This window comes from Micromonospora sp. SL1-18, from assembly GCF_047921505.1.
Lineage (GTDB): Bacteria > Actinomycetota > Actinomycetes > Mycobacteriales > Micromonosporaceae > Micromonospora.
In genome coordinates, this window is record NZ_JBLROA010000014.1 from 26,357 (window position 1) to 51,656 (window position 25,300).

Annotated in this window: 23 protein-coding genes; 12 read left to right on the top strand and 11 right to left on the bottom strand. The window is 70.7% G+C overall.

Annotation, left to right across the window (positions count from 1 at the left end; genetic code table 11):
• Positions 1 to 6: 6 nt before the first annotated feature.
• Positions 7 to 222: a hypothetical protein gene (locus ACNAW0_RS09335; RefSeq protein WP_416287329.1), complete on the top strand. Its 216-nt coding sequence runs from the start codon at positions 7 to 9 to the stop codon at positions 220 to 222.
• Between the two features lie 24 nt (positions 223 to 246).
• On the opposite strand, the gene ACNAW0_RS09340 is transcribed toward ACNAW0_RS09335, so the two are convergent.
• Positions 247 to 1,266 carry an NAD(P)/FAD-dependent oxidoreductase gene (locus ACNAW0_RS09340; RefSeq protein WP_416287330.1) on the bottom strand — a complete coding sequence of 340 codons (1,020 nt, stop codon included), beginning with the start codon at positions 1,264 to 1,266 and terminating at the stop codon, positions 247 to 249.
• Between the two features lie 80 nt (positions 1,267 to 1,346).
• Here ACNAW0_RS09340 and ACNAW0_RS09345 point away from each other — a divergent pair, with 80 nt between their 5' ends.
• Complete coding sequence (locus ACNAW0_RS09345) at positions 1,347 to 1,985, top strand: helix-turn-helix domain-containing protein (RefSeq protein ID WP_416287331.1); 639 nt, start codon at positions 1,347 to 1,349, stop codon at positions 1,983 to 1,985.
• Positions 1,986 to 2,124: 139 nt separating this feature from the next.
• On the opposite strand, the gene ACNAW0_RS09350 is transcribed toward ACNAW0_RS09345, so the two are convergent.
• Both ACNAW0_RS09350 and ACNAW0_RS09355 read right to left on the bottom strand, forming a co-directional pair.
• Positions 2,125 to 2,925: a polysaccharide deacetylase family protein gene (locus ACNAW0_RS09350; protein ID WP_416287332.1), complete on the bottom strand. Its 801-nt coding sequence runs from the start codon at positions 2,923 to 2,925 to the stop codon at positions 2,125 to 2,127.
• Positions 2,926 to 3,274: 349 nt separating this feature from the next.
• A complete protein-coding gene (locus ACNAW0_RS09355) occupies positions 3,275 to 5,554 on the bottom strand; it encodes a hypothetical protein (protein ID WP_416287333.1) in 2,280 nt (759 codons plus the stop codon).
• A gap of 209 nt (positions 5,555 to 5,763) precedes the next feature.
• Between ACNAW0_RS09355 and ACNAW0_RS09360 the strand changes: the two genes are divergently transcribed.
• Positions 5,764 to 7,008, top strand: coding sequence for a PucR family transcriptional regulator (locus ACNAW0_RS09360; protein ID WP_416287334.1), 1,245 nt, complete (start codon positions 5,764 to 5,766; stop codon positions 7,006 to 7,008).
• 18 nt (positions 7,009 to 7,026) lie between these two features.
• On the opposite strand, the gene ACNAW0_RS09365 is transcribed toward ACNAW0_RS09360, so the two are convergent.
• Together ACNAW0_RS09365 and ACNAW0_RS09370 are read right to left on the bottom strand one after the other, a co-directional pair.
• A complete protein-coding gene (locus ACNAW0_RS09365) occupies positions 7,027 to 7,263 on the bottom strand; it encodes a potassium transporter TrkA (RefSeq protein ID WP_416287335.1) in 237 nt (78 codons plus the stop codon).
• Positions 7,264 to 7,385: 122 nt separating this feature from the next.
• Positions 7,386 to 7,589 carry a hypothetical protein gene (locus ACNAW0_RS09370; protein ID WP_416287336.1) on the bottom strand — a complete coding sequence of 68 codons (204 nt, stop codon included), beginning with the start codon at positions 7,587 to 7,589 and terminating at the stop codon, positions 7,386 to 7,388.
• 492 nt (positions 7,590 to 8,081) lie between these two features.
• Between ACNAW0_RS09370 and ACNAW0_RS09375 the strand changes: the two genes are divergently transcribed.
• Together ACNAW0_RS09375 and ACNAW0_RS09380 are read left to right on the top strand one after the other, a co-directional pair.
• Positions 8,082 to 8,906 (top strand): cell shape-determining protein MreB, encoded by an 825-nt coding sequence (locus ACNAW0_RS09375; protein WP_416287337.1) that lies wholly within the window; start codon positions 8,082 to 8,084, stop codon positions 8,904 to 8,906.
• A 71-nt stretch (positions 8,907 to 8,977) separates the two neighbouring features.
• Positions 8,978 to 9,298, top strand: coding sequence for a TraR/DksA family transcriptional regulator (locus ACNAW0_RS09380; protein ID WP_416287338.1), 321 nt, complete (start codon positions 8,978 to 8,980; stop codon positions 9,296 to 9,298).
• 54 nt (positions 9,299 to 9,352) lie between these two features.
• Here the strand turns inward: ACNAW0_RS09380 and ACNAW0_RS09385 are convergent, their stop codons facing one another.
• Both ACNAW0_RS09385 and ACNAW0_RS09390 read right to left on the bottom strand, forming a co-directional pair.
• Positions 9,353 to 10,297 carry an alpha/beta hydrolase gene (locus tag ACNAW0_RS09385; protein ID WP_416287339.1) on the bottom strand — a complete coding sequence of 315 codons (945 nt, stop codon included), beginning with the start codon at positions 10,295 to 10,297 and terminating at the stop codon, positions 9,353 to 9,355.
• A gap of 5 nt (positions 10,298 to 10,302) precedes the next feature.
• Positions 10,303 to 10,731: an NUDIX domain-containing protein gene (locus ACNAW0_RS09390; protein ID WP_416287340.1), complete on the bottom strand. Its 429-nt coding sequence runs from the start codon at positions 10,729 to 10,731 to the stop codon at positions 10,303 to 10,305.
• A gap of 337 nt (positions 10,732 to 11,068) precedes the next feature.
• Here ACNAW0_RS09390 and ACNAW0_RS09395 point away from each other — a divergent pair, with 337 nt between their 5' ends.
• From ACNAW0_RS09395 to ACNAW0_RS09410, 4 genes are all read left to right on the top strand, one after another.
• Positions 11,069 to 11,623 carry a hypothetical protein gene (locus tag ACNAW0_RS09395; RefSeq protein WP_416287341.1) on the top strand — a complete coding sequence of 185 codons (555 nt, stop codon included), beginning with the start codon at positions 11,069 to 11,071 and terminating at the stop codon, positions 11,621 to 11,623.
• 92 nt (positions 11,624 to 11,715) lie between these two features.
• On the top strand, positions 11,716 to 12,396 hold the full coding sequence (locus ACNAW0_RS09400; protein WP_416287342.1) for a response regulator: 681 nt from the start codon (positions 11,716 to 11,718) through the stop codon (positions 12,394 to 12,396).
• Between the two features lie 6 nt (positions 12,397 to 12,402).
• Complete coding sequence (locus tag ACNAW0_RS09405; RefSeq protein WP_416287343.1) at positions 12,403 to 13,800, top strand: ATP-binding protein; 1,398 nt, start codon at positions 12,403 to 12,405, stop codon at positions 13,798 to 13,800.
• Entirely contained in the window at positions 13,788 to 14,669 is an 882-nt protein-coding gene (locus ACNAW0_RS09410) for a Gmad2 immunoglobulin-like domain-containing protein (RefSeq protein ID WP_416287344.1), read from the top strand. The genes ACNAW0_RS09405 and ACNAW0_RS09410 overlap by 13 nt, the downstream gene beginning before the upstream one ends.
• Here the strand turns inward: ACNAW0_RS09410 and ACNAW0_RS09415 are convergent.
• The 3 genes from ACNAW0_RS09415 to ACNAW0_RS09425 all read right to left on the bottom strand — a co-directional run bounded on the left by ACNAW0_RS09415 (position 14,650) and on the right by ACNAW0_RS09425 (position 16,678).
• Complete coding sequence (locus ACNAW0_RS09415) at positions 14,650 to 15,771, bottom strand: glycosyltransferase (RefSeq protein ID WP_416287345.1); 1,122 nt, start codon at positions 15,769 to 15,771, stop codon at positions 14,650 to 14,652. The two genes, ACNAW0_RS09410 and ACNAW0_RS09415, sit on opposite strands and share 20 nt — an antisense overlap.
• On the bottom strand, positions 15,768 to 16,355 hold the full coding sequence (locus ACNAW0_RS09420) for a TetR/AcrR family transcriptional regulator (RefSeq protein ID WP_416287346.1): 588 nt from the start codon (positions 16,353 to 16,355) through the stop codon (positions 15,768 to 15,770). The genes ACNAW0_RS09415 and ACNAW0_RS09420 overlap by 4 nt, the downstream gene beginning before the upstream one ends.
• Positions 16,356 to 16,459: 104 nt before the next feature.
• A complete protein-coding gene (locus ACNAW0_RS09425) occupies positions 16,460 to 16,678 on the bottom strand; it encodes a hypothetical protein (protein ID WP_416287347.1) in 219 nt (72 codons plus the stop codon).
• A gap of 368 nt (positions 16,679 to 17,046) precedes the next feature.
• Here ACNAW0_RS09425 and ACNAW0_RS09430 point away from each other — a divergent pair, with 368 nt between their 5' ends.
• The 3 genes from ACNAW0_RS09430 to ACNAW0_RS09440 all read left to right on the top strand — a co-directional run bounded on the left by ACNAW0_RS09430 (position 17,047) and on the right by ACNAW0_RS09440 (position 24,018).
• Positions 17,047 to 19,647, top strand: coding sequence for a M14 family zinc carboxypeptidase (locus ACNAW0_RS09430; RefSeq protein WP_416287348.1), 2,601 nt, complete (start codon positions 17,047 to 17,049; stop codon positions 19,645 to 19,647).
• Between the two features lie 844 nt (positions 19,648 to 20,491).
• A complete protein-coding gene (locus tag ACNAW0_RS09435; RefSeq protein ID WP_416287349.1) occupies positions 20,492 to 22,807 on the top strand; it encodes a glycosyl hydrolase family 28 protein in 2,316 nt (771 codons plus the stop codon).
• 53 nt (positions 22,808 to 22,860) lie between these two features.
• Entirely contained in the window at positions 22,861 to 24,018 is a 1,158-nt protein-coding gene (locus ACNAW0_RS09440; RefSeq protein WP_416287350.1) for a hypothetical protein, read from the top strand.
• 60 nt (positions 24,019 to 24,078) lie between these two features.
• Here ACNAW0_RS09440 and ACNAW0_RS09445 read toward each other — a convergent pair whose 3' ends face one another.
• The gene (locus ACNAW0_RS09445; protein ID WP_416287351.1) at positions 24,079 to 25,278 is read right to left on the bottom strand and encodes an RtcB family protein; all 1,200 of its coding nucleotides are present in this window, start codon (positions 25,276 to 25,278) and stop codon (positions 24,079 to 24,081) included.
• Positions 25,279 to 25,300 lie beyond the last annotated feature (22 nt).

Below are 25,300 nucleotides of genomic sequence, written 5' to 3' on the forward strand. Positions count from 1 at the left end.
GGCGGAATGACTGACATCGCTCTCAGCATGGCGCGTTCCGGGCCGGTCCAGGCGGCCGTGCTCGCCCTGCTGCTGGTGGCGCTCATCGCCCGGATCACGGTGCAGCTCACCGCGCGACCGGCGCGGCCGGCGACCCTCCGATTCCTCGACATGGTCGCCGCACCGCTGCTCGTCGCGTTCGTCATCATCATCCTGGAGCGGTTTCGTTATCTGATGACCTGAGCTGACCGTGGCTCATCTCCCCATTCACAGGCCGTGGCGACGGTCGCCCGTCACCAGCTCGCTGATCCGTGCCTCGGATCGGGCCGAGAAGGGGTTTCGGTAAGCGGCCACCGCCTGCCGGGTGTCCTCGGCGACCAGGTCGGCGTTGATCTGGGCGGCCGCGGCGGCGCCCGCTGCGGCGGCACCACCGACCTGAGCGGCAAGATCGGTGGCGTTGCCCGCAACCCACACCCCGGGTACCTCGGTACGGCCGGTCGGATCGGCGGGAAGGTGCTCGCCGGCCCCCGCCGGGTGTGCCGCCGGCCGCAGCCCGAGCGCCGCCAGGAACCCGACGCGTGCCACCATCCGCGACGACACCACCAGGGCGTCGCGGCGGACCACCCGGCCGTCGCTGAGCCGTACACCCACGAGGCGGTCCTCGACGATCTCCAGGGACGCCACCTCGCCGTCCACCACCCGGATGCCACGGGCGGCCAACTGTTCTGCTTCCTCATCGCCGGGCGGTGGCATGGTGTGGGTGAAGAAGGTGACATCGGCGCTCCACTGGCGGAACAGCAACGCCTGATGCACCGACAACGGCCCGGTGGCCACCACCCCGATCGCCTGGTCCCGGACCTCCCAACCATGGCAATACGGGCAGTGCAGCACGTCCCGCCCCCACCTGGCGCGCAGTCCCGGCAGGTCCGGCAGTTCGTCCACCAGCCCGGTGGCCACCAGCAACCGGCGCGCCCGCACCGTCCGGCCGTCGACCAGCGCCACCGCGAACCCGTCGCCCTCACGCGTTGTGGCATCCACCTCGCCGGCCACCACGTGGCCACCATAGCCACGGACTTCCGCCCGGCCGCGCGCCAGCAACTCGGCCGGCGGCACACCCTCGCGGGCCAGCAACCCGTGCACCCCCTCGGCCGGGGCGTTGCGCGGGGCACCCCCGTCGAGCACCACCACCGACCGGCGCGCCCGGGCGAGCATCAACGCCCCGCTCAACCCCGCGGCGCCCCCGCCGATCACCACCACGTCGTAGCCGTTCCTCAGCTGATCGGTCACCCTGACCACCTCCCGCGGCAACCATGCGACGGGCTTGGCAAGAGTGGCAAGCTCTGTTGCTATTACGGCAAGATGGCAGCATGGACGACGACCTCGACCAAGCGCTCGACGCGGTCGGTCCCCGGCTCCGCGCGCTGCGCCAGCAGCGCGACACCACGCTGGCCGAACTGTCGGCAACGACCGGCATCTCGGTGAGCACGCTGTCCCGGCTGGAGTCCGGCACCCGCCGGCCGACTCTCGAACTCCTGCTCCCCCTGGCCAGAGCCCACGACGTCACGCTCGACGAACTCGTCGGCGCCCCACCCACCGGCGACCCGCGCATCCACCTACGCCCGGTCACCCGCCACGGCATGACCATGTTGCCGCTGACCCGCCGGGCCGGCGGCATCCAGGCGTACAAGCTGGTGATCCGTGCCGACGGGCGGCGAAGCAAACCCGACCTGCAGACCCACGAGGGCTACGAATGGCTCTACGTCCTCAACGGGCGGCTGCGGCTCGTCCTCGGCGAGCACGACCTGGTGCTCTCCCCCGGCGAGGCGGCCGAGTTCGACACCCGCGTACCGCACTGGTTCGGGGCCGCCGACGCCGAACCGGTCGAGTTCCTCAGCCTGTTCGGCCGGCAGGGCGAACGCCTGCACCTGCGGGCCCGCCCCGCATCGTCGGCATCACGGCCGTCTCCGGCGGGACGCTCAGACGGGCCCACCGTTACCGGCGCATGACACCGCACCGGCACGAGCGGATCGGATTTTCTCACACTGACGACCTCGAACACCGATCCGCCGTGCTTCCACTGCGGCCTGCTGCTCGGCCCGGTAGGCAGATGGCTATTGCGGGCCCGGCCTGGTCGGCTGCGGTGCCCTACGGTTGCCCGCCCTGCTCCAGAGATGGTGATGGCGCCCTGGTCTGGCCGGCCACAGGCACGTCAACGGGCAACGCCTCGAGCTGGAAGCGGCTCAGCAGGTCCGGCAGAAGGGTCGTGAGGGCCGTGACGGTGTTCTGCCGGTCGCCGCCGCCGTCGTGGAAGAGCACGATGGAGCCCGCTCCGGTGCCCTTCGAGACGGTAGAGATGATGGCGGTTGCCTGCGGTTCCTCCCAGTCCCGGGGGTCCACTACCCAGTGCAGGCTGGTCATGCCCAGGTCCTGGGCGATAGCGACGAGCTGTGGCGTCCAGTTCCCGCCCGGCTGCCGGAAGTACTTGATCGGGGCGTGCGGCGCGGCGGCGTGGATGGCCTGGCTGGTACGGAGCAGATCGCCCTCAATCTCCAGACGTGGCCGGCTGCCGAGGTCGAGGTCTTCGTTCCAGGTGTGGTTGCACACCGTGTGACCGTCGGCCACGATGGCCCGCACAAGTTCCGGATACGCCTGGGCGTGCTTGCCGAGCAGGCAGAACGTCGCCTTGACGTGGAACTGGCGCAGCGCCTTGAGGACGAGCGGGGTCCACGTGGGGTCGGGTCCGTCGTTGAAGGTCAGCGCCACCTGCGCCGAGCCGGTGGTCATCAGGACACCGGCGGGGACGGGGGATGCGGTGGCAGACGGCGTGTCGTCGGGCGGTGCCGCTTTCGGCAACTGGGACCGGCCGGCCAGATAGGCGCCGCTGAGCAGCACCGCCAGGAACACGGTCAGGACGGCAGTGGCGCGCAGCGCCGTAGACCGGCGCATCAGGCTGTCCTTCGGCTGTCTGCCGCCGCGGGCAGGTCATGGCTGGTCACTTTCGCCCTCTCTCCCAATTCGACAGCCGTCACGTTAGTCGCCAAATCACCTAAGTCAGGTGTATATGAACAAATTCCTCTCTCATTGCCGCATTATGGCTCGAACCGGCAGCACGCTACGCACGCACGGTTGGCTAGGCGAATGCGTGGCTCGGGGTGAAATCGAGAACGACACGGGACCAGTCGGGCGCCGCCGCGTCGCGCACGGCCACGGCGCGCCGCACCCGCCGCAGGTCCGGACCTGCAACACCGGCCCGTGCTGGTCGGCGGCGGGGAAATCCGGGCCGTTGACAAGCCCGTCACCCGGGCGCCGTTCGCCCACCCTCGGCGGACTGCTGCCGGTCGAGGCAGTCTGCGAGCTCGATGACGACGGCGGGGTAACGCGGGTCGGTGTGGTACGGCCAGTGTCCCTCGATGGGGGGCGGGACGGTGTCCATCGGCGGGACGGTGACCCCGCGCGGGTCGCGCAGCCGCACATCGACGCGGCCGGCCGGCCCGCCGACGGCGGGTGGTTCGCCGGGCCGATGGGTGGAGAAGATCGCCCCACTGACCGGATCGGTGTTCCGCCACAGGTTGCGCCAGCGCCACCCGACACGCTCGCCGATCTCGCGCAGGGCCCGCTCGCCGAAGTAGGCCGGCGACAGGTGCGCGTAGAGCCGGCGCAGCGGGGAGCCGTAGGTGAGCAGGGCGACCCGGTGCAGCGTCTCCGGCGGCAGTTGCAGGATGACCGCCGCCGCCAGCGCGGAACCGTGGCTGTGCCCGGAGAGCACCACCTTCCGGTCTCGGGCCAGTGCGCTCACCCGCTTGGCGAGCTCCGGCACCGCCCGCTCGCCGTAGCTGGGTGGCGCGAACGGATGGGCCGTCCGGGGGAAGAAGGTGCCCAGATCCCACAGCACCCCCACGGCACGCCGCACGTTCAGGGAGACGGCGGCCAGGACGCCGACCACCAGCAGACCGACGATGACCAACCCCAGCGAGGACGTCGCCACGTCGATCGCCACGGCCGCGGCCGCCACCAGCCTGGCGTTGTTCCCGGTGACCCGCTGGGTCAGCTGGGTCGGCCCGATCCCGGCCAGGTCGAACGCGGTGAACGCGAGGCTGAGCACGGAGAGCACGAGGTACACGATGATCAACGGGCTGAACTGCTCAGCCAGGCGGGCCCGGCTGATCACCCGGCGCACGCTCTGCAGCCGCGCGGCGGCCTGCGGCGGCGCGTCGGGAAAGTCCTCCCGGCTGATCCGCTCCGCCTGCCGCTCCCGCCGGCGCCGCCGGAACCGGCCGGCGTACAACCCGAAGATGACGACCAGCAGCACAGCGGCAAACGCACCCAACGCCTCCCACCGGTAGGCGACCGGCGGATCCAGTGGCGGGGTGCCGGGCGGCGGTGGATGCTCCAGACCCGGGATTTCGCCCCGGTCCAGGAAGTCCGCCACCCGGTAGTCGAGCCCGGCGCTGTAGGTTGCCGCGAGACCGACCGAGACCGCGCCGACGATCGGGGCACCCAGGCCCTGGAAGAACGCCCGCGCCTCGGGTCGTGCCGCGCGTTGCTGCCACAGCGCGACCACGGCGAGCGCAGTGAGCAGCGCGGCCTGCGCGACGATCACCGCGCTGACACTGACGGCGAAGCCGGGCATGGGCTGGTCCACGGGTACGGGGGCCCGCGGCAGGAGGGCGTACCCGCCGGTGAGGACCGTGATCGCGACGGCCGCGATCCGCAGCGGCCGGATGAGCGCCCTGGTCCAGTCCCAGCCCGTGGGCGGGGCGCTCAACCCGGGCAGGCAGAGCAGCACCACGCAGACGGCCACGAGCAGCCCGGCAGCGACGACGAGGGCACCACCGATCGGGCTGCGGTCCTCGGTGGTGAGCGCGACGAGGACGCTGAGGTCCAGCACGCCGTACGCGATCGCCACGTGGATCGACCGGAGCCGTCCGACGAGTGCCTCCCCGTGCCAGAACCAACGAGTTTCGAGGCGATCGCCGGCCGGGGCACGGGAGGTGTCGTACGTCGACTGGAAGCCTTCGTACGCGAAGCCTTCGTACGCGCGCGCGGAGCGCGCTCCGACCCACCAGACCAGGCGGATCGCGGCGGCCGGCAGCGCGGCGAGGACGACCAGTCGCGGCCCGGCTGGCAGCGCGCCGAGCCAGGACAGGTACGGGCGCCCCGCGGTGCACGGCTGGGACGGCGCGCACTGCCAGCCGACGAGGTCCAGGGCGACACCGACGATCGACAGCACGAAAACTGCCGTGACGGTGGCGCCGAGCAGGCGGCACAGGGCCTTCATGGTGCCGCCCTCACCCACCGGCGGCCGCACCCACGCCGCCAGGTTGCTGAACATGAACGGCAGCAGGAACAGCAGCGACAGGGCACGCGCGATCCGCCCCGAGGTCAGGTTCCGCCACTGGTACGCCTCGACCGCGCCCCCGCCCGGCCCGGACTCGACCCCGTAGCCCGGGCGTGGGCGGTAGAACCCCGCGTGGTCGTCACCGGCCACCCGGACCACCACCGGGTGGTCCAGCAGTTCCTCCGCCCGCACCCCGGTGACCCCGTGTACGCGCAGCTCCACCACATCTCGCGCCATCTGCCCCTGATCACGCCGTCGGGTCACAGGCCTGCTCGAGCCTGCCGCGCGCGCATACCCCGAAGCGGAACGGCTATGTCCGCCGGTTCACCGGTGGCGCGGCGGCCCGCTGCGGCGGCCCGCTTCGGCGGCTTTCGCGGCCCTCCTCGGTAAGCTGGCCGGAACCGGATCGGCGGTGGGCCGGCGACGGGCCAGGAGGAGTGGCGGCGATGACCGGTGGCGCCCGGCGGCCCGGGCAGGCCCCCGCGGTCGAGACGGACCGGGACGCCTGCCTGGCGGCGGTCGCCCGGGCGGCCAGCGCGGACGCCGGTGGGGTGCCGGTGGACCTGCTCGGCGACTACCTGTGGCTGCTCGCCGAGGCGGCGGTGACCGGGCGGCGGCCCCGGCGCGCCGAGCTCGACGCCGTGGGCGTGCTGGGGCGGCGCGCCGCCGAGCAGGGCGTCTCGGCGGGGCGGGCCGTCCAGCTGTACCTGTCGGCGGCGCGGCGGCTGTGGCAGCAGCTGCCGCAACTGACCAGCTCCACCGACAGCGAGGTGGTACGCGCGGCGGCCGAGGCGGTGCTGCACGTCGTCGACAGTGCGGTGGCCACCCTCGCCGAGGGTTACGCCGTGGCCCGCCGCGAGCTGGTCCGGCGCGAGGAGACGCTGCGCCGGGAACTCGTCGACGACCTGCTGCGCGGCGACTCCGACCTGGGTGGCCTGGTGGAGCGGGCCGAACCGTTCGGGCTGGACCTGGCCCGGGTGCACCAGGTCGCACTGGCCGCGCCACGGCGGCGCCTGCCGGACACCGACGCGGCGATCAGCGCGCTGGAGGGCGTCATCTTCGACCGCCTCGGCGACCGCGACGTGCTGGTGGCGACGAAGGAAGGGCTGCTCGTGGTCATCGCCCCCGCCGACGCGGTGCCGCCCGATCGGGGCGCCCGCAGCCGGGAGTCGGCCGGCGACCTCGGGCGCCTGATGCACGCCGAGCTGGACCGCCTACCGCGTGGCGGCCCGTGGCAGGTGGCGGTCGGCCGCCCGCACCCCGGCCTGTACGGCATCGCCCGGTCCTACGAGGAGGCCCGCGAGGCGTTGCTGACGGCGCAGCGGCTGAACGCCGACACAGCGGTCATCGACGCCCGCGACCTGCTCGTCTACCGCGTCCTGCTGCGGGACCAGCCCGCCATCGTCGATCTCGTCCAGGCGGCGCTCAGTCCGCTGCGCCACGCCCGCGGCGGAGCCCAGCCGCTGCTGGACACCCTGGACGCGTACTTCGCCACCGGCGGGATAGCCACCGAGGCCGCCCGCCGGTTGCACGTGTCCGTCCGCACGGTCACCTACCGGCTGGACCGGATCAGGACGCTCAGCGGCTACGACCCGAACGACCCGCGCGACCGGTTCACCCTGCAGGCCGCGGTGTACGGCGCGAGAGCGCTGGACTGGCCGCGCCAGCCGCTGCCTGGCCCCGCGTCGTAGTGGGCGTGCCTGGCCTCGTCAGTTCCGGTCGGTGCCGGCGACCACGTCGAGCAGGCCCAGCAGGCCGGCCAGCGTGACCGCCTCGGACCGGGTGAGGCGGAGGACGCGGGTCTTGTCCGGGTCGTCCAGGTCGTCGTAGATGACATCCCGGCGGTCCAGCCCGCGGTACTCGACCACCCCGACCCGGCGGCCCTGTGCCGTGGTGAAGGTGTGCCGCATCCCGATGCCAGGCAACGGCGTGTGTTCGATCTTCATCCTGTGCTCCGTACGGAAGGGCTGGTGAGGGGGCCCCGAGGTGCGGCCGATCGGCCGGCGACCCCGGCCGGTGGCTCGGGGCGCGGCACGGACCGGGTGGTTCAGACGTGCGGACGGCGCGTTCAGGCGGCGGCTGGCCGGCCCGGCGGCGCCCGGTCGGCCGACCAGGCCGGAACACAGCCCGGGATGGCCCTCGCCAGCCTGACCGCGACGCACCGGCCCACCGCGCGGCCGGCCTGGCGGGTCGCGGTGAGCACAGCCACGACCACGAGCATCGCCAGCGCGTTGCGCGTAGCGACGTCGAGTCGGAGCCGAGGGTCTGCCATGCGGCCCACCATAGCCGGGCGTCCGGTGTCCCGTCGCCGCCGTTGTTGCTGCCGGCTACGGCTGGCTCGCCGGTGAGCCCGGGCCCTGGCAGGTCGCCGACGACCGGCAACCAAGACGCCGAAAGTTGGCCGGGCGTAGGCCATGTCGGTCCGTCACTTCCGGCCGACGCTGGAGGTCCCACAGGGTTCTGACCGGCAAGGAGGTGCGTGATGACGGCCAGCGTAGTGGCTCCGTCACCGGTGCCAGCCGGTCACCGGGGCCTCGCGGTCGGCCGTCCCGAGGGCACCGCGACGATGTTGCGCCGCCCGCCCCGCCGCCCAGCGCTTCGGCCCCTGTCCCGCCGTCCGGGTCCGATCGACACGCCGGGCGTGTTCAGCGGCTGACCGGAGCCGGTCGACCACCTCACTCAGATCCGCTCGCTTCCGCCATCTCCCACGCCGCTCCGCTCGGGGCGGCGCATCGTCATATCCACTGTGGAAGAAGAGGTCAGCATGCCCGTCGCCCAGGCCCCCACCGGTCGCCCATCGGAAACCGCTGGCACCGTCTCCGCAAACCGCCGCACCGGCGGGACGTCCACCACCCGTCCCAGCCCGATCGCCGTCGACCTCGGCAGCGGTCAGCTGCGGATCCGGCTGGGCGGCCACGAGCCGCTCACCACCCTGGTCACCGACCGGTCGGCCCGGCGGTATCCACTGGTACGGCGCGGCCGCATCATCGATGGCCCTGGATGCGTCACGGCGCTGGCCCAGCTGCTGCGACAGCACCAGGTCGGGGTGCCGGCCCGACCGCTGGTCGTCGTGTGCCGGCCATTGTTGGCGGCAGCGGCCGACCAGGACACCACCCGGCGAGTCCTCGAGGCCGTCTTCGCGCCCACGCGGCTGCTGTTCATCGACACCGTGCGCGCCGCCGCCATCGGCGCCGGGGCCGGCGCCGGCACGCTGCTCGTCGCCGACGTCGGCGCCCAGATCACCGAGGTGGCCGTCCTGCGAGACAGCCAGGTCATCGCCGGCCGACGCGCGAACCTCGGCACCTGCGACCTCGACAACGGAACCACCGTCGGCGTGCTCGCCGACCGGCTCGCCCGCCTGGTGCGGGACATGACCCAGGGGCCCGACGCGGTGCCGGCGGCCGCCACCGCCCTGGCCCGCGGGATGGTCCTGGTCGGCGACGGCGCCACCCGGCCTGACCTCAGAGACCGTCTCACCGGGACGACGGGGATCCCGGTGCACCGCGCCGCAGGGCCCCGCACGGCCGCACTGGTCGGGGCGAGTCTGGCCGCCGCGGCCGCGGCCCGCCACCCGGCTGCCGGCGACTGAGCCGAGCCCCGACCACCCACCACCTTTCGCCCCGGCCCCGCACCGGCACACTCCACGGAAAGGCAGCCACCATGACCGATACGCTGCGCAGTCGCACCGCAGCCCTGCGCGACACCCTCGAACGGCAGTTCCAGACGCACACCGGTCAGCTCATCGAACTCACCGCGTACAGCCGGGAACCCAACCACGGTGGCCACGACCCCGACACGTTGCGGGCGCTGATGGAGACCGCCCGGCAGGGCATCGCGGACAGCGCGGGGGCGCTGCGGCGCATGTCCGAGGGCACCTACGGCCGCTGCGAGAGCTGTGGCAGCGAGATCCCCGTCGCCCGACTGGAGATCCGGCCGTCGGCCCGCTACTGCGTCCCCTGCCAGGCGCGGCAGCGCGGCTGAGTCCCATCGCCCGCCAGCCGACCTGGATCACCGTCCAGTGGGCGACCCGGGAGGTCAGCCCGCCAGCGCGGCACTGATCGCGCGTACCTGGCCGGGCGCGACCGACCGCCAGAAGTCGTTGTCGTGGCAGCCGGTGCTGATCTCCACGGTGCCCGGGTCGGGCAGCCGGTCGCGCAGCGTACGAACCGCCTTGGCGAACGGGTCGGCCGCGCCGATGGCGATCCGCACCGGCATGTCGGCGAACTCGCGTGCCCGGGCGGTCACGTCGTACCGGCCCCACTCGGCGGCGCTGTCGAACGCACCCGCGTTGACCCGCTTCGCGTCGTCGTACGAGTGGAAGATCGCCGGCGAGGTGGCGACCACGGCCCGGAACCGGCCGGGGTAGGTCAGCGCGGCGACCAGGGCGCCGTACCCGCCCATCGACCAGCCGGCCACCGCGACCCGGTCGGTGCGCAGCCCCCGCTCGGCGAGCAGCGGCAGGAACTCGTCGACGAGCATGCCGAGCGGGTCGTCGTCGGAGTGGGGATGCCAGTAGCCGTCCCCGCCGTCCGGGGCGGCGAGGACGAACGGGGCCCCGCCGTGCGGCAACGCCTTCGCCAACTCGGCGCGTCCGACGCCGCGCCGCGACCCGGAGCCGTCGCCGACCAGGAACTCCGGGTATCCGGCGGCGTCGACGGCGGTGCGGGCGTCCGCCGCGTACCCGTGCAGGGCCAGGCAGACGGGCAGCCGCGCGCCCGGGGCGTACCCGGGCGGGTAGGCGATGGCGAAGCCGACCTGCCGGCGCCGCGCCGCGGAGCGGAAGCTGCCGGTGACCGGCGGCGGCGCGGGGGCGCGCGGCGCGTCCGGTGGACGGGCGTCGCAGCGGCCGAGCGCCTGGTTCAGCACCGACCGACCCGGCAGCACCTCGGCGTCGACCAGGGCGACGCCCGCCGCGCCGAGCCCGGCGAGCCCGGCCGCGGCGCCAAGGGACTGGAGCAGACGGCGTCGGCTCAGCGGCATTCGGGTCACGGTAGCCGGTCCAGGGACTCCGGCAACATGGCCAGGGTGGGCGCGACCTGCGAGTGCAGCGGCGTGGGCAGCGCCTCGCGGGTGTACCAGCCGATCCGGTCGAACTTGTGCGGCTCGCCGATGGCAACCGTCGCCGGGTCGACCCGAACGGCGAACACCACCGCCACCCAGTGCGACGGCGGGTCGTCGCGCAGCACGTTGCGCACCCCGAGCAGGCCGATCGCCAGCGGCGCGGTGCCGTACTCCTCGCACAACTCGCGGGCCACCGCGGCCTCGAACGTCTCGCCGAACTCCAGCGCGCCCGCGCCGGTGTCCCAGGTGCCCGGTTCGTCGCGGGCGCCGGCGCCGCGCCGGGCCAGCAGCAGCCGGCCCGCGCCGTCGTGACAGACGAAGACGCAGGACACCGAGGGGGTACGTGGCGGCATCCGCTTATTCTGCCCGATCGATCTCCCCGGCCGGCCCGGCCCCCGCGATCAACGCCTCAACGTGGACAACCGCGGCCGGACCTGCCGGTGCCAGGTGCGCGAGGTCGCCCTCCGACGTATCGATCATCTTGCGGGCAGGTGTTCCGGGGACCACCCCGGGTTTTTGACCACCCGGACGCTGGCCACCGCCTCCCACAGCGGTGACACCCGCCACCACGGCTGTTACCCGGCGGTTACCCGGCTGCGAAGCCGCTGTGGCCCGGCGGGTCAACGGTCGAGCCACGGGACCACCGGAGATGGTCCGGCGGTCATCCGGAGTATCGACAGGAGGACAGCGATGAGACTCAGGAGAGCACTGGTGGCGCTGGTCGTCATGCTCGGCGGGCTGGTCGCCGGCGCGGGTGGCGCCACGGCGGCCGCGCCGTACTGCGGGATCACCTGGGGCAGCACGGCCAAGGCGGCCGGCCCGCTCAGCATTGCCCCACTGGTCGAGGTCCGTACCGGGCAGCACGACTGCTGGGACCGGGTGGTCTTCGAGTTCGCCGGCCCGGCAGACGGTTGGTCTGTCGCGTACGGGGAGACCTACACCGAGGGGCGGGGGCTGGCGCTGTCCCCGTACACCGCCGGGGGCGCGCTGCTGCGGGTGTCGCTGCGGGCGCCCGCGTACGACGCCGGCCACGCCGCCACCGTGCCGTACCGCACCGGTGAGCACGCCGCGAACGCGCTGGGCTACCGGACGCTGCGGGACGTGGTCTTCGGCGGCAGCTTCGAGGGCTACACCACCTTCGCCGTGGGCGTCCGCGCCCAGCTGCCGTTCCGGGTCTTCGTGCTCAGCGGCCCGGGCACGCACAGCCGGATCGTCCTCGACGTGGCCCACCAGTGGCAGCAGTGACCCGTTTGGCGGTGATGGGGGCTGACCGGTCCCCCATCACCGACCGTTACGACAGCGACCGCGGCGCCGCGCCGGGCTACCGTAAAGGCATTATGGAGGGCCGCGTGCTGGTCGTCGAGGACGATGCCTCCATCCGGGAGGTCACCGCCCTCGGTCTGCGGCGGTCCGGGTTCCGGGTGGACACCGCCGTGGACGGCCCGGCGGCCCTCAGCGCGTGGCGGGCCCGGCCGGTCGACCTGATCGTGCTCGACGTGATGCTGCCCGGCCTCGACGGCTTCGAGGTCTGCCGGGAGATCCGGCGGACCAGCCAGGTACCGATCCTGATGCTCACCGCCCGCACCGACACCATCGACGTGGTCGTCGGGCTGGAGTGCGGGGCCGACGACTACCTGCGCAAACCGTTCGACCTGCCGGAGCTGGTCGCCCGGGTCCGCGCGGTGCTGCGCCGTGCGGTCGCCCCGGTCACCGAGGCCGTGGTGACCGCCGGGCCGCTGGACATCGACCCGGCACGGTTCGTGGTCCGTAAGGCGGGTCGGGAGCTGATCCTCACCGCGACCGAGTTCCGGCTGCTGCTGGAGCTGGCCCGCCGACCCGGGCAGGTGTTCACCCGCGAACTGCTGCTCGACCGGGTCTGGGGGTACACCTACCTCGGTGACTCCCGACTGGTCGACGTGGCCGTGCAACGGCTGCGCGCCAAGGTGGAGGACGATCCCGGCGCGCCGACGCTGATCAGGACGGTCCGCGGCGCCGGCTACAAGCTGTCGACGGGGTGAGGTGCGATGATCGCGGGCACGGTCGCGCCCGGGCGGCTGCGGCGCCGGCTCGTCATCGCGTTCGTAGTCGTCGCCGGGGTCTCCGCCGGCGCGCTCGCCGGCGGGTCGTACCTGATGCTGCGGCAGGCCCGATTCGACGGCTCGCTGCAACGCGCGGCGGCCGACGCCCGCTACCAGCTCGTGCTCGCCGCGCAGTTCCTGCCGCTGACCGACGCCCGCCGGGCCGACCTGCTGTCCAGCTTCGAGCAGAACGGGCGGCACGTGCTGCTGGTCGCCGGCGGCACCCAGGCGTCGAACCCCCGGTACGCGCCCACGCCCGGCCGGGCCCTGCGGGCCACGGTCGCCGCCGGGCAGCTCGGCTTCCAACGCTCCCCCGACGGCGCCCGGCCGCACCTGCTGGTGGTCGGCGGCCGGATCCCCGGCTCCACCGCCGAACTGTACGTGGTGACCGTGGAGGACGACCTCGTCGACGGCCTGAGCCAGCTCCGCACGGCCCTGGCCGTGGGCTGGGCCGTGGTGGTGCTGCTCGCCGCCGGGGTGGGCAACACGCTCGCCCGGCGGACCCTGGAACCCGTCGGCCGGGCCAGCCGGGCGGCCCGGGCCGTCGCCGAGGGGCTGCTGGACACCCGGCTGCCGGTACGCGGCCGGGACGAGTTCAGCGTGTGGGCCGCGTCGTTCAACGAGATGGCCGAGGCGCTGGAGACGAAGATCGAGGCGCTGTCCCGGGCCCAGGCCCGGGAGCGGCGATTCACCGCCGACGTGGCACACGAACTGCGTACGCCGGTCACCGCCCTGGTGGCGGCGGCGTCGCTGCTCGCCGACCAACTGGACGCGCTCCCCACCGACGCCCGCCGGGCCGCCGAACTCCTGGTCACCGACGTGGTCCGGCTGCGCCGGCTCGTCGAGGAGCTGATGGAGATCTCCCGCCTGGACGCCGGACGGGAGGCCCTGTCGATCCAGCCGGTGGACGTCGTCGCGCTGCTGCGCGGGATCGTCGACACACGCGCCTGGGCCGACCGGGTGACCGTGGCCGGGGAGGCACCGGCGACCGGCACCGACCCCCGCCGGCTGGAACGGGTGCTGGCCAACCTGCTGTCAAACGCGATCGAGCACGGCGGCGGCGCGGTCCGGGCCGATGTACGGCACACCGACGACACGGTGATCGTCGAGGTCACCGACCGGGGCGCGGGCATTCCCGCCGAACACCTGTGGCACCTGTTCGACCGCTTCTACAAGGTCGACCCGTCCCGCGCCGGATCCGGCAGCGGCCTCGGTCTGGCCATCGCGTTGGAGAACGCCCGGCTGCTCGGCGGACACCTTACGGTGCACAGCGAGGTCGGCCGGGGCAGCCGCTTCCGGCTCGAACTGCCGGCCGACCACGGAGGTGACCGATGCGACGCCTGATCGCCCCGCTCGCGGCGCTGCTGCTGCTCGCCGCCGGGTGTGCGCCGGCCCGAACGGGCACCCTCGGCCCGGCCCCGGGCGGATCCTCCCCGACCGCCGGTGCCTCGACGGGCGCGGCACCCGGGACGCCCTCCCCCATCGCCTCGCCCAGCCGGCACACCCCGTCAGCTCCCACGACTGTCGACACGCCCGGCCCGGCGGGGACGGTCACCGTGCAGCTGTGGTTCACCCGCGACGGGAAGCTCGTGCCGACCCGGCGTACGCTGCCCGCCACCGTGGCCACCTCCCGGCTGGCGCTCACCGAGCTGGCCGCCGGCCCGTCCCTGGCCGAGGCCGCCACCGGCATGACCACCCTGGTCCTGCCCGGCGGGCAGGTGACCCGGATCGCCGGTGGGGTGGCGATGCTGGCTCCGCCGGCCGGCTTCGACAGCGGCGGCCTCACGAACGTGCGGCTCCGCGAGGCCCAGGTGGTCTGGACGCTGACCCAGTTCCCCACCGTGCGCCGGGTGGCCTTCGCCGACGCCGCACCGACCGGCCGCGACGACTACGCCGACCTGCTGCCGCCGATCGTGGTGGCAGCCCCGGCGGTCGGTGACCGGATCACCAGCCCGGTCACCGTCACCGGCAGCGCGGAAGTGTTCGAGGCGACGGTGAGCGTGCGGGTGCTGGACGCCACCGGCCGAGAGATCGGCACCGGGTTCACCCTCGCCGCCTGCGGCTCCGGCTGCCGCGGCGACTACCGGGTGACCGTCGGCTACCGGCGGGCCACCGCTGGACCGGGCACCATCGAGGTGTACGAGGTGTCGGCCCGGAACGGCTCCCGGGTCAACGTCGTGGCGATCCCCGTCGTCATGGCCGCCGCGGGGTAGGGACGGTCAGCCGCTCGATCAGGTCCGCGGCGGCGGTCGCTCCGTCGGCCGAGCGGATCTGCCTGCCGAGTCGGGCGGCGGCGGCACGGTGGGGGCCCTCGCCGAGCATGCGTTCGATCGCGGCTCGGATGTCGCCGGCCGAGGCCGACCTGCGCAGCACGGTGGCGGCCCCCTGACGGGCGACGGCTCTGGCCACCGCTGGCTGGTCGCCGAGCGAGGACATGGGGATCAGCACCATCGGCAGGTCGTACGCCAGCGCCTGGACGGTGGTGCTGTGCCCGGCGTGCCCGACGACCAGGCTCACTGTCGGCAGGATCGATGCGTGCGGCAGAAACTGGTGCACCTCGACGTTGGCCGGTGGGCGGATCTGATCGGGCCTGACGCCGTGACCGGTCGTGACCACCGCCTGCACGGCTAGGCCGGCAACGGCCTCCATTATCGACTGCAACACCGCCTGCTGGCCCACGTAGTAGATCGAGCTGAGGCTGACGAGGATCCGTGGCTGCGGTGCGTGGGGCGCCGGAGCGGGCGCACCGACGGGCCACACCGGACCGATGATCCGCGCGTTCGCGGGCAGAGCGGCGGCCTCGTCCAGATCCGGCGCGGTGGCCACCAGGCTCAGCACGCTGCGGCCCCACAGCCGCGTCGGCGGAATGCCCTTGGCCCGCGCGACCAGCCCGATCGGCCCCCGAGCCCAGGGGCCGCGCAGGTAGTGATACAGGGTGTGCATGAGCGTGACCTGCCGAACGTCGAGATCCTGAGCTGCCTTGATTCCGGCCAGCAGCATGCAGTCGACCACGGCGACGTCGGTCGGCTCGCGGCGCAGGGACTCGGCCACATCCGCGCCCACGGCCCTCTCGGTGAACAGGTTCAGATACTTCACCGCCCACCGCGGGCTGGTGGTACGTGTCACCGGCGACCAGGCGCGGGCGTGCCGGTACGGCTCGAATCGCAACCCGGCCGCCTCCACCGCCTGGCGTTGGCGCGGGTGACCGAGCAGGCGAACTGCGTGCCCGCGACGGTGGAGTTCGGCGGCGATGCCGAGTGCCGGCGGCACGTTGCCACCACCGTCCCAGGTGACGAAGAGCGATGACACCATCATGACTCTCCAAGAATCGCAGTGATGAGATGCCGGACCCTGGCTTCCGCCTGCTCCCTGGGCAGCCGCCGGTCTCGGGTGAGAAGCTTCCACGTGTAAAGGTCGGTCGCGACGACCAGCAGGTCGGTGATCGCTTCGCCCGACTCGGGCGACCGGGCGGCGAGCATCGGCGCGAAGACCTCACCGACCCAGTCACGATGCAGTTCGCGCCCCTGCTCGGTCACCGCGTAGGCCTTCGGATCGAGCGTTTCCTGGGCGAGGAGGCGCAGCGTCACCTCGCCCCAGCGCTCGTAGTGGTCGAACAGGGTCTGAACGGCGGCAGCGATGTCGCCGACCGGGGAGCGTCGTTCCGCGGCGACCTGCTGCACCGCGTGCGCCGCTGCCGCCTCGAACAGGCCGTCCCGGCTGCCGAAGTGCCGCAGCACCGTCTGCACGCTCACCCCGGCGGACTCCGCCACATCGTTGAGGACGATCTCCACCGACGCCTGCTGCCGGGCCAGCGCCGCGGTGGCGTCCAGGATGCGCTGCCGGGTCTGCGCCGCCGCAGCCGCCCGCGCCGTCTGGACGTAGACCCGTTTGGCGTTCACAGGTCTCAGTGAACGCCACCAGTTACTTTCGCGTCAATGACGTTGACGTGAAATTGGCCGTTGCGGCAATCGCCGGCATCGCGTCCAGGTCGAAGAGTCGATCCCTACCCGGCAGAGGTCTCGGGCGTCTCGTAGATCCACGACTCGGCCGCACCCTCGGGCGCCCGCTCCACCCGGCGGTACTCGACGTTTTCCGTCGCTTCATGGGGTCCATGCAGCTTGAGCTCGTACGTCAGCGGCGGGTCGTCCGCGTCCGGCACGTCCCAGCTCACCGCCACCCCGTCGTACGGCCCGCCGCGCAGGCGCACCCTCACGATCGTCACGCTACTGACGGTAGCGAAGCGACGGGCCGCACGGGCGCGTTAGCGAGGCGAGGCGCAGGTTGCCGTCCACCCTCGCCCGAACGGGTGACCACGCCCGGCACGACCTGCCGGAACAGCGACCGACCCAGACGCCGGATTCGGTATCGGCGTGGATCAAAGGCATAGATTAACGCGACTCGGCGGACGAATGGCCCCGCGAGTAGCCACTTCCGGGAAGATCGTCTTTAGTTTTGACCTTACCGATTGGTAATGGTTGACCGTCTCGTGACATTGTCGTGACTCTATTATCACCGATTTCCATGCGAGGAGGCACGATGAGGTTACGGAACTTAGCCTCCATGGCGGTTGCCACGGCCATGGTGGGACTCGTGTCTGTACCCGTGCAGGCCCATCTGCGCGAGCGACCACCAGCTCAGGCCAGCGTCAAGGCCAAGGGCGTCCCGACGCCGAAGGAATTCTTCGGCTTTGCGATGGGCGATGAGGGGAAGCTCGCCGACTTCGACAGCATCAAGCGCTACTTCAAGCTCATCGCCGACCGCTCGGACGAAGTCGAATACGAGGTTGTGGACCGGACAACACTCGGCAACGACTTCCCGACCCTGCTTATGAGCAACAAGCAAAACCTCAGCCGAGTCAACCAGGTCCTCGACATCAACAAGCGCCTGTCCGACCTGCGGGTGATGCGGACAGAGGCACAGCGGGCAGGCATCCCGGTCGACGAGTACGCCAGGCAACTCGCCGCCCAGAGCCTGCCGGTCTACTACATCGAGGCGACGATCCACTCGACAGAGGTCGGCCCCACCCAGTCCCTGGTCGATGTCGTGCACCGGCTGGCGACGGAGAATTCCGAGTTCACCCGGCAGGTCCTCGACAACGTGATCCTGCTCATCGTCCCGTCTCAGAACCCTGACGGGCAGCATCTGGTGGTCGACCACTTCAACAAGACGGCGGGCACCGACTTCGACCGGACCTACCCGGATCTGTACCACCACTATGCCGGGCATGACAACAACCGCGACTGGTTCATGTTCACCCAGAAGGAGTCGCAGACTCGGGTCAGGCTCGAACAGAAATACCGCCCGGTCGCGCAGCACTACATGCACCAAGCGGGAGCCACGTCCCCGCGAATCTGGTCGCCGCCGTGGGACGAGCCGATGTCCGAGACATTGGACCCGATTGTTGTCTCCGCGTCCAACTCACTCGGCATGCAGACCCAGCGTGACCTCGTGGCGGAGGGCAAGAAGGGCTCAAGATGGAATGATGCCTACGGCATTCTGTGGAACGCCGACGTCATCGGCCACAGCCCATTCCTCGGCACGTCGACCTGGTTGACCGAAATCGCATCGGCCAAGGATCTCGCCTACCCCTACACCTCCGACAAGGTCCTCGAGCCCGCCGACAAGACGTTGCGCTCGGTATTGCCGTACGACAGCAAGACCTGGTCGCTCAAGCAGATCGTTGAGTACGGGGACGTCGCGGCCTACTCGGGCATGAAGACGGTCGCCAAGGACCCCACGTCGTGGCTGTACAACAACCTCTACCTGTCCAACCGCAACAGCGAGACGTGGGACGGCGGCCCGTACGCGTACGTCGTTTCGGCAGACCAGCGCGACCCGTACGCCCTGTACGACATGCTGAAGATCTTCGACTTCGGCCAGGTGGAGATCGAGCAGGCCACAAGGGCGTTCACCGCGGGCGACCGGAGATACCCCGAGGGCTCCTACATACTCAAGACGAACCAACCGATGGGCCGCTGGGTCGATCAACTACTTCGAATCGACGAATACCCGGACAGCGCGCGCAAGTGCGCGCAGTGCCCGCTGATCATGCCGTACAGCGAGACCACCGACAACATCGCGCTGTTCATGGGTGTCGACGTCAACGCCGTGACGAAGCCCTTCGAGGTGACCACGACGCGGATCAAGGGCATCGAACCGGTGAAGCAGCAGATGCCGGCCCACCCCGGTCAGAACGGCGCCTACGTCCTCAGCCCCACCTCGTACGGGCTGGGTCAGGTCATCGCTGATCTGCAGGCTTCGGCCGTGCCGACGTACCGCGCCAAAGCCGCTGTCACGGTCGAGGGCAGGACACTGCCCGCCGGTGCGGTGCTCGTACCGTCGAAGGAACCGAAGGCGCGCCAGGTGCTGACCAAGGCCAGCCAAAAGACCGGCCTGCCGGTATATGCCACCAACTCGGTGCCCAAGGTTGCCGCGGTCAGACTGAAGGACAACACCCGGGTGGGGCTCATTCGCGGGGCCAACAACATGCCCGGCGGGTGGATGATGTGGATGTTCGACCAGATCGGCGTGAACTACGAGGTCGTCGCCGCAGACGACTACGCCGACCTGAGCAGCAGGTACGACACCATCGTGCTCGCCCCGGGAATCTCGGCGAACACCATCACGCGCGGCCTCGATCCCGACAAGAACCCTCCGGAGTTCCACTGGGCTCGGGGCGTACCCGACGGACTCGACAAGCTCAAGCAGTTCGTGGCGGCAGGCGGCAACCTCGTCGCGTTCGGCAGCGCCGCCACCACCGCGGCCACGTCGCTCGGTCTGCCGGTCCAGAACATCACGCCCACCAACCGGACCACGTTCAACGCGCCCGGGGCGCTGCTCAAGCACCACTACAACCCCGATGTCCCGGCGGCCTGGGGGATGCCCGAGTCGTGGCCGACCTGGTTCAACAACGACGCGGCGTTCAAGGTGACCGGCGACGCCCACGTCGCCTCCACCTACCCCAAGGAGGACAACCTGCTCGTCAGTGGCTACGCCCACGGCACCTCCGCCATCGGCGGCGCCACCAACATCGCCACATTCGATGTCGGCAAGGGTGAGGCCACCATCGCCGGCGGCCACATCACCTTCCGTACCTGGCCCCGTGCCGCATGGACCGTGGTCACGAACGCCATGTACAACGGTGCTGGACAAGACGTCACAGCAGAACAACTGGTCAGTCTCTTCCGGTAGCGCCGGATAGCCGGCTACGACCGTCCTCAACAACCACATCGGCTGCGGTGCCCACCAGGTATCGCAGCCGATGTGTCGTTGACCGGCTGCCTCGGTCAGCCCCCGGGGCTTCATCGCTGCCCGGGTTTTCGGGGCTGCTCAGCAGGCGCACCTGGAGCGACTCGACGGGCCGTTGGGCCACGCTGGAGCGGCGACCGCCGATGAAACAAGTTTCAATGTCGGCGGCCATTGACTCGCATGGCCCAGGTCTGGTGTGGTCACTCTTGACCGCAAACGGTTTCACACCAGCCGGCGGAAAGGACGGGACGTATGAACCGGTGAGCCGCAACCGCGAGGTGCCGATCGAGTTCGAGACGCCCAGCGAGATCTACGGCCGCATGGCGTTATCAACCCGTCCCCCGAATCGGGGAATCATTTTGCGATGAACATACGGAGAACGCCCTGGGACTTCGCCGTCTCAGCCGGGACCGCTCCGCGTTCTCAAATAAGCCGGAAGGGGTGTGGCATGCTGCTGCCGAAAACACACGGCATTCCTTGGCCATCACCCGTGCTGCTCTCGCAGTCCCTCTGTACATCGCCTTCGGCGTGACCGCCGCGATGCTCATCAGGGCCGCCGAGTCCTGGGCGTGATGCACCGGGCGATCTGCGGCGGCATCTGCCTGATACGACCGCTCGACTCGAATGAAAGCGAGGAATGATGACAGCCCGACAGTCCCTTACATCTGCACTGCGACTCCTCAGACGGGCGACCGCACCCCGGAGGGCAGCGAATCGGATGCACGGCGGTTGGCGTCAGCCGATGAGAGCGCGCGGCCTGGCGATTGGCGTGACGGCGGCCTCGGTCGTGGCCGCCGCGACGCTGGTGTCGTCGGGAGTCGCCCAGGGTGCGGCAGCCACGACTGAGCCCTACCGGTCACTGCCGGGTGCCAGCGAAAGCACCGACTACCGGGTGAGCGTGGACGGGCAACCGGTGTTCGTCAACGCGTACAAGGACATCGCGTACGCGAGCTTCGCGTTCGACAAGCCCGTCTCGATCACCGTGAGCAGGGTGAGCGGGTTGCTCGTCGGCGCCAAACTCCTGCCCGAGGGCGCGGGCACGGCGAGTTACTCCCCGGACGCCGTCACCGTGGCGTTGGCGGATCCGGCCAACCTCGTGCTGACCCTGCCGAAGGGCCCGCGGCTCTTCCTGTTCGCCGACTCGCTGAGCAAGAACCCGGGCGCGCCATCCGGTGCGAAGGTGTGGAACGTCGTGGATCTCGGTGTCGATCCGGCCGGGGACTCGGTGCAGACCGCACAGATCCAGCAGGCCATCGACACCGTGGCCGGACAGGGTGGCGGCACCGTCTACTTCCCGCCCGGCAGGTACCTCACCGGTACGCTCGCCATGCGCAGTCAGGTCACCCTTTACCTGGCTGACGGTGCGGTCATCCAGGGCACGAGCAACCCGGCCGATTACCCGGTCGATCCCGGACGCACCGAGGTCGGCACGGACGGTCGGATCATGACCTTCAGCCGGTTGATCTACTTCGACAATGTGCAGAACGCCGGGATCGCCGGCCGCGGCGTCATTGACGGCGATGGTAAGAAGCTGCGCCAGGCCGGCCGCGCCGCCAACCTGATCCGGGTGGTTAACTCCAGCAATGTGCAGATCAGCAATGTCGTCCTGCGTGACTCCGCGGCGTGGAACACCCATATCCTGAACTCGCGGAACGTGCTGGTCAACAATGTCCGCATCATCAACGACATGACAAACCCGAACACCGACGGCGTGGACGTGGACAGCTCGTCGAAGGTAACCGTGGATCGGCTGTTCGCCTACACCGGCGATGACTCGTTCGTGGCCAAGGCGACTGATAACAGTGACCTGCTCGCCGATCCGCATGACCTCACGGTCTCGAACTCGGTGCTGCTAACGCTGAAGACAGCGCTGAAGCTGGGTACCGAATCGCGGTCGGCGCAGTTCTACGGCATCAGGTTCGCCGGCAATACGGTGGTGACCGCTGATCGTGCGTTCGGTCTCGTCGCCCGTGATGGCGCCGCATTCCGTGATATCAGTTATGACGGAATCGACGTCCACGACGTCGCGCATCTGCTCTCCCAGGACCTCTCACCACGCGCCGGTCAAAACGTGGCGGGCAGTCTGAGCAACGTGACCTTCCGGAACGTGCGGGTCACGGACTACCACCCGAGCAGCAACAGCACGAATGACAACAAGACCCCGTACGCCTTCCACGGGTACGACGCGCAACATCAGGTCACCGGTCTGGCGTTCAAGGACGTCTTCGTCAACGGACGCCTGCTGACGGACTACGTGGCGGCCGCCCGCGTCGCCATGCTCAGCTTCGGGCCGTACGTACAGGATGTGGCCTTCAGCCACACGGGCCCGGCGCCGGCGCCGGTCAGCGTCGAGCTGGCCCCGATCGGCACGCTGAAAGCAGGCGAAGCCGCTCCGGTGTCGGCGACGTTCACGAACCAGGCGGCAAGCGGTCAACCGATCAAGAACCTCGTGCTGTCGCTGCGGGCACCGTACGACTGGGGCGTGGAACAGGTGGCGGGCCCCACGACCGCCACGGTCCAGCCGGGAGAGCAGGTGGAGGTGACGTGGAACGTGACCCCGCCAGGTGGGTTCTTCGGCGGAGCGACCCTGTACGCGGTGGCGACGTACGTGGACCCGAGTGGCAACCGGCAGTTGGAGGTTCCGAGTGACGGCGGCGCCGTTGCCGTGGCGACTGACCTCGTCCGCAACGTCGTCCCCGACAAGCTGGCGGGCACCGGTATGGCTCAGGCCGGTGCGCAGTACCTCGTCGACCGCGACTACACCATCAGCACCCTGCCGAGCGCGCTGGCCGGCGGTGTTCTCGTGCCGGGCGCGAACGCGGACAAGAGCGCGACCAGCCCGGCCCGCTACCTCACGTTCGATGTCAACCGGGATGCCACGGTCTACGTCTGCTTCGAAGCTCGCGGCGAGGGCGACTGGTGGCCGGCGTGGCTGACCGACGGCTTCCAGCACACGAACTTGACGGTCACGACCACCAGCGGAACCACCTATGCCGTCCTCGCCAGGCAGGTCCCCTCAGGTGAGGTCGTCCTCGGCCCGAACGCGGGCCGTTCCGGGGTCAGCGGAAACAACAGCTACTTCACCATCGTGATGCCGCGGTGAGGACCGCCCAGCGGCACGCCCTCGCGAAAATCCGAGCAAGAGAAGGAGTAGCAATGCCCCTCGACAACCCGGGAAAGAGGCAGGAGTCCCGCCGGGACTTCCTGAAGAAGTCAGCGCTCGCGGCGGCAGGCGTCGAGGCGTTGGCACTGGGCGGCGGGTTGGCGATGCCCACCCCGGCCGTCGCCGCACCGGCCAAGCCCGGCGCGGGCAAGGCGCCGTGGCAGATCCTCAGTGCTTACTACTTCCGCGGTCACATGTACACGTCGGTCCCCTCAGCCGTCCGCGATGACATGGCGTGGATGGCGCAGCAGGGCACCGACGCGGTGTGCATCGGCATCCTGGAGCAGGACCTCGACGCCGCCATCGAAAACGTCGACCGCATCTGCACCGAGGCGAACCGGGTCGGCATGAAGGTGTTCGCGGTCCCGTCCCGGTGGGGAAACATCCTCGCCGGATCGCTGAAGGTGCCCAGCACCTTCACCTGCAAGAACCGCAACTCCTGGATCCTGGACAGCAAGGGCAATCCGAAGAACACCGGCTTCGGGATGGCAAGCAGTGTGCATTACCCGGAAGTTGTCGACTTCTTCAAGAACAGCGTCCAGAAGATCCTGACCCAGTGGCCGATCGACGGCATCATCTGGGATGAGCTGAAGACCCTCAACACCGAGGACCTCAGCCCCAACGCCGTCGCGCGGAAGCCCCCCGGCTCGGACGCCACCTGGTACACCGACGCCGTGGCGGACTTCTTCGACGACGTCTCCGCCCACGCCAAGAGCATCAAGCCCGATACGGCGGTCTCGCTCTTCCTCTACGGGGACGACACCGTCAAGAACCCCTACAACGTGGAGCGTTGCGCACGGATCCAGAACATCGACTACTTTGGCTGCGACGGCCGGCCCTGGCGGATGTCGGACGACCTCGGACCGAACGGCGACGGCAAGAACCCCTACAGCAAGGTCCTGCTGCCGAACGCCCAGGAGTTCATCGACAAGGCCCACCAGAACGGCAAGGGTGGGCTCGTCCTGATCGAGAACTTCTCCTTCCAGCCACCAGAGCCGTACTACATCGACCTCATGAAGCGCACCCTCCCCGAGGTGTTCAACCTGAGGGCCGAACACGTCATGTACTACTACTACGGACGCAGCATGACCGACCCTGACGCGGTCATGAACGTCACCGCCAAGGCGATCAAAGCGACACGTACGGGCTGATTCGCCGCTGGTCGTGAGTGCGAACCGGTCGGCGCCCCGCCCCCGAGGGCGCCGACCGGTTCAGCCCTTCACGCAGACCACCTGTTTGAGGTGCGCCACCACCTCGACCAGGTCCTCCTGCTGCGCCATCACCTCGGTGATGTCCTTGTACGCGCCGGGAATCTCGTCCACCACCCCGGCGTCCTTGCGGCACTCCACGCCGGCCGTCTGCGCCGCCAGGTCCGCGGTGCTGTACGTCCGCTTCGCCTGCCCGCGCGACATCCGCCGCCCGGCGCCGTGCGACGCTGAGCAGTACGCGTCCGGGTTGCCCTTGCCGCGCACGATGTACGAGCCGGTGCCCATCGACCCCGGGATGATGCCGAGGTCGCCCTTGCCGGCCCGGATGGCACCCTTGCGGGTCACCAGCACCTCCACCCCGTCGTACGTCTCCTCCGCCACATAGTTGTGGTGGCACGAGAGCGGCTCGTCGTAGGTCACGTGCGGGAACTCGTCGCGCACCACCTCGCAGAGCAGGGCGAGCATGACGGCCCGGTTGCGGCGCGCGTACTCCTGCGCCCACCAGAGGTCCCGGCGGTAGGCGTCCATCTCCGGGGTGCCGGCGAGGAACACCGCGAGGTCCCGGTCGGGCAGGTCGACGTTGTGCGGCAGCCCGCGGGCCACCGCCATGTGCCGCTCGGCCAGTTCCTTGCCGATATTGCGGGACCCGGAGTGCAGCATCAGCCAGACCTGGCCGTCGTCCGGGCCGCCCTGCTCCAGGCAGACCTCGATGAAGTGGTTGCCGCCGCCGAGCGTGCCCAGCTGGCGCTGGGCCCGGGTCTCCAGCTGTGCGACCTTCCGGTCGAGGTTGGCGAAGCGCCGCCAGAACTCGTCCCAGCCACCCTGTTCCAGGCCGCGGATCCGGCGCGGGTCGACCGCGTCGTCCCGCATGGCGAAGCCGACCGGGATGGCCGCCTCGATCGCCGTACGCAGCGGGGCGAGGTCGTCGGGGAGGTCGGCCGCGGTGAGCGAGGTGCGTACCGCCGACATGCCGCAGCCGATGTCCACGCCGACCGCGGCCGGCGAGACGGCCTGACGCATCGCGATGACCGAGCCGACAGTGGCGCCCTTGCCGAAGTGCACGTCCGGCATGACGGCGACCCCCTGCACCCAAGGCAGGGCGCCGATGTTGCGCAGCTGCTTGGCCGCCTGCGCCTCGATGCTGTAGGGGTCGGTCCAGACCCGGACCGGCGCCCGGGTACCGGCCAGCGGGGTGAAACCCATCGTCTTCTCCTTGGTCGAGGGG

What these genes read in the sequence shown, in the direction of transcription:
- ACNAW0_RS09445 (WP_416287351.1), bottom strand. Translation starts at nt 25,278, where the DNA reads ATGGGTTTCACCCCGCTGGCCGGTACCCGGGCGCCGGTCCGGGTCTGG.
- ACNAW0_RS09370 (WP_416287336.1), bottom strand. Translation starts at nt 7,589, where the DNA reads ATGGCAGACCCTCGGCTCCGACTCGACGTCGCTACGCGCAACGCGCTG.
- ACNAW0_RS09405 (WP_416287343.1), top strand. Translation starts at nt 12,403, where the DNA reads ATGATCGCGGGCACGGTCGCGCCCGGGCGGCTGCGGCGCCGGCTCGTC.
- ACNAW0_RS09385 (WP_416287339.1), bottom strand. Translation starts at nt 10,297, where the DNA reads ATGCCGCTGAGCCGACGCCGTCTGCTCCAGTCCCTTGGCGCCGCGGCC.
- ACNAW0_RS09410 (WP_416287344.1), top strand. Translation starts at nt 13,788, where the DNA reads ATGCGACGCCTGATCGCCCCGCTCGCGGCGCTGCTGCTGCTCGCCGCC.
- ACNAW0_RS09415 (WP_416287345.1), bottom strand. Translation starts at nt 15,771, where the DNA reads ATGATGGTGTCATCGCTCTTCGTCACCTGGGACGGTGGTGGCAACGTG.
- ACNAW0_RS09440 (WP_416287350.1), top strand. Translation starts at nt 22,861, where the DNA reads ATGCCCCTCGACAACCCGGGAAAGAGGCAGGAGTCCCGCCGGGACTTC.
- ACNAW0_RS09365 (WP_416287335.1), bottom strand. Translation starts at nt 7,263, where the DNA reads ATGAAGATCGAACACACGCCGTTGCCTGGCATCGGGATGCGGCACACC.
- ACNAW0_RS09395 (WP_416287341.1), top strand. Translation starts at nt 11,069, where the DNA reads ATGAGACTCAGGAGAGCACTGGTGGCGCTGGTCGTCATGCTCGGCGGG.
- ACNAW0_RS09360 (WP_416287334.1), top strand. Translation starts at nt 5,764, where the DNA reads ATGACCGGTGGCGCCCGGCGGCCCGGGCAGGCCCCCGCGGTCGAGACG.
- ACNAW0_RS09380 (WP_416287338.1), top strand. Translation starts at nt 8,978, where the DNA reads ATGACCGATACGCTGCGCAGTCGCACCGCAGCCCTGCGCGACACCCTC.
- ACNAW0_RS09350 (WP_416287332.1), bottom strand. Translation starts at nt 2,925, where the DNA reads ATGCGCCGGTCTACGGCGCTGCGCGCCACTGCCGTCCTGACCGTGTTC.
- ACNAW0_RS09355 (WP_416287333.1), bottom strand. Translation starts at nt 5,554, where the DNA reads ATGGCGCGAGATGTGGTGGAGCTGCGCGTACACGGGGTCACCGGGGTG.
- ACNAW0_RS09400 (WP_416287342.1), top strand. Translation starts at nt 11,716, where the DNA reads ATGGAGGGCCGCGTGCTGGTCGTCGAGGACGATGCCTCCATCCGGGAG.
- ACNAW0_RS09345 (WP_416287331.1), top strand. Translation starts at nt 1,347, where the DNA reads ATGGACGACGACCTCGACCAAGCGCTCGACGCGGTCGGTCCCCGGCTC.
- ACNAW0_RS09390 (WP_416287340.1), bottom strand. Translation starts at nt 10,731, where the DNA reads ATGCCGCCACGTACCCCCTCGGTGTCCTGCGTCTTCGTCTGTCACGAC.
- ACNAW0_RS09335 (WP_416287329.1), top strand. Translation starts at nt 7, where the DNA reads ATGACTGACATCGCTCTCAGCATGGCGCGTTCCGGGCCGGTCCAGGCG.
- ACNAW0_RS09375 (WP_416287337.1), top strand. Translation starts at nt 8,082, where the DNA reads ATGCCCGTCGCCCAGGCCCCCACCGGTCGCCCATCGGAAACCGCTGGC.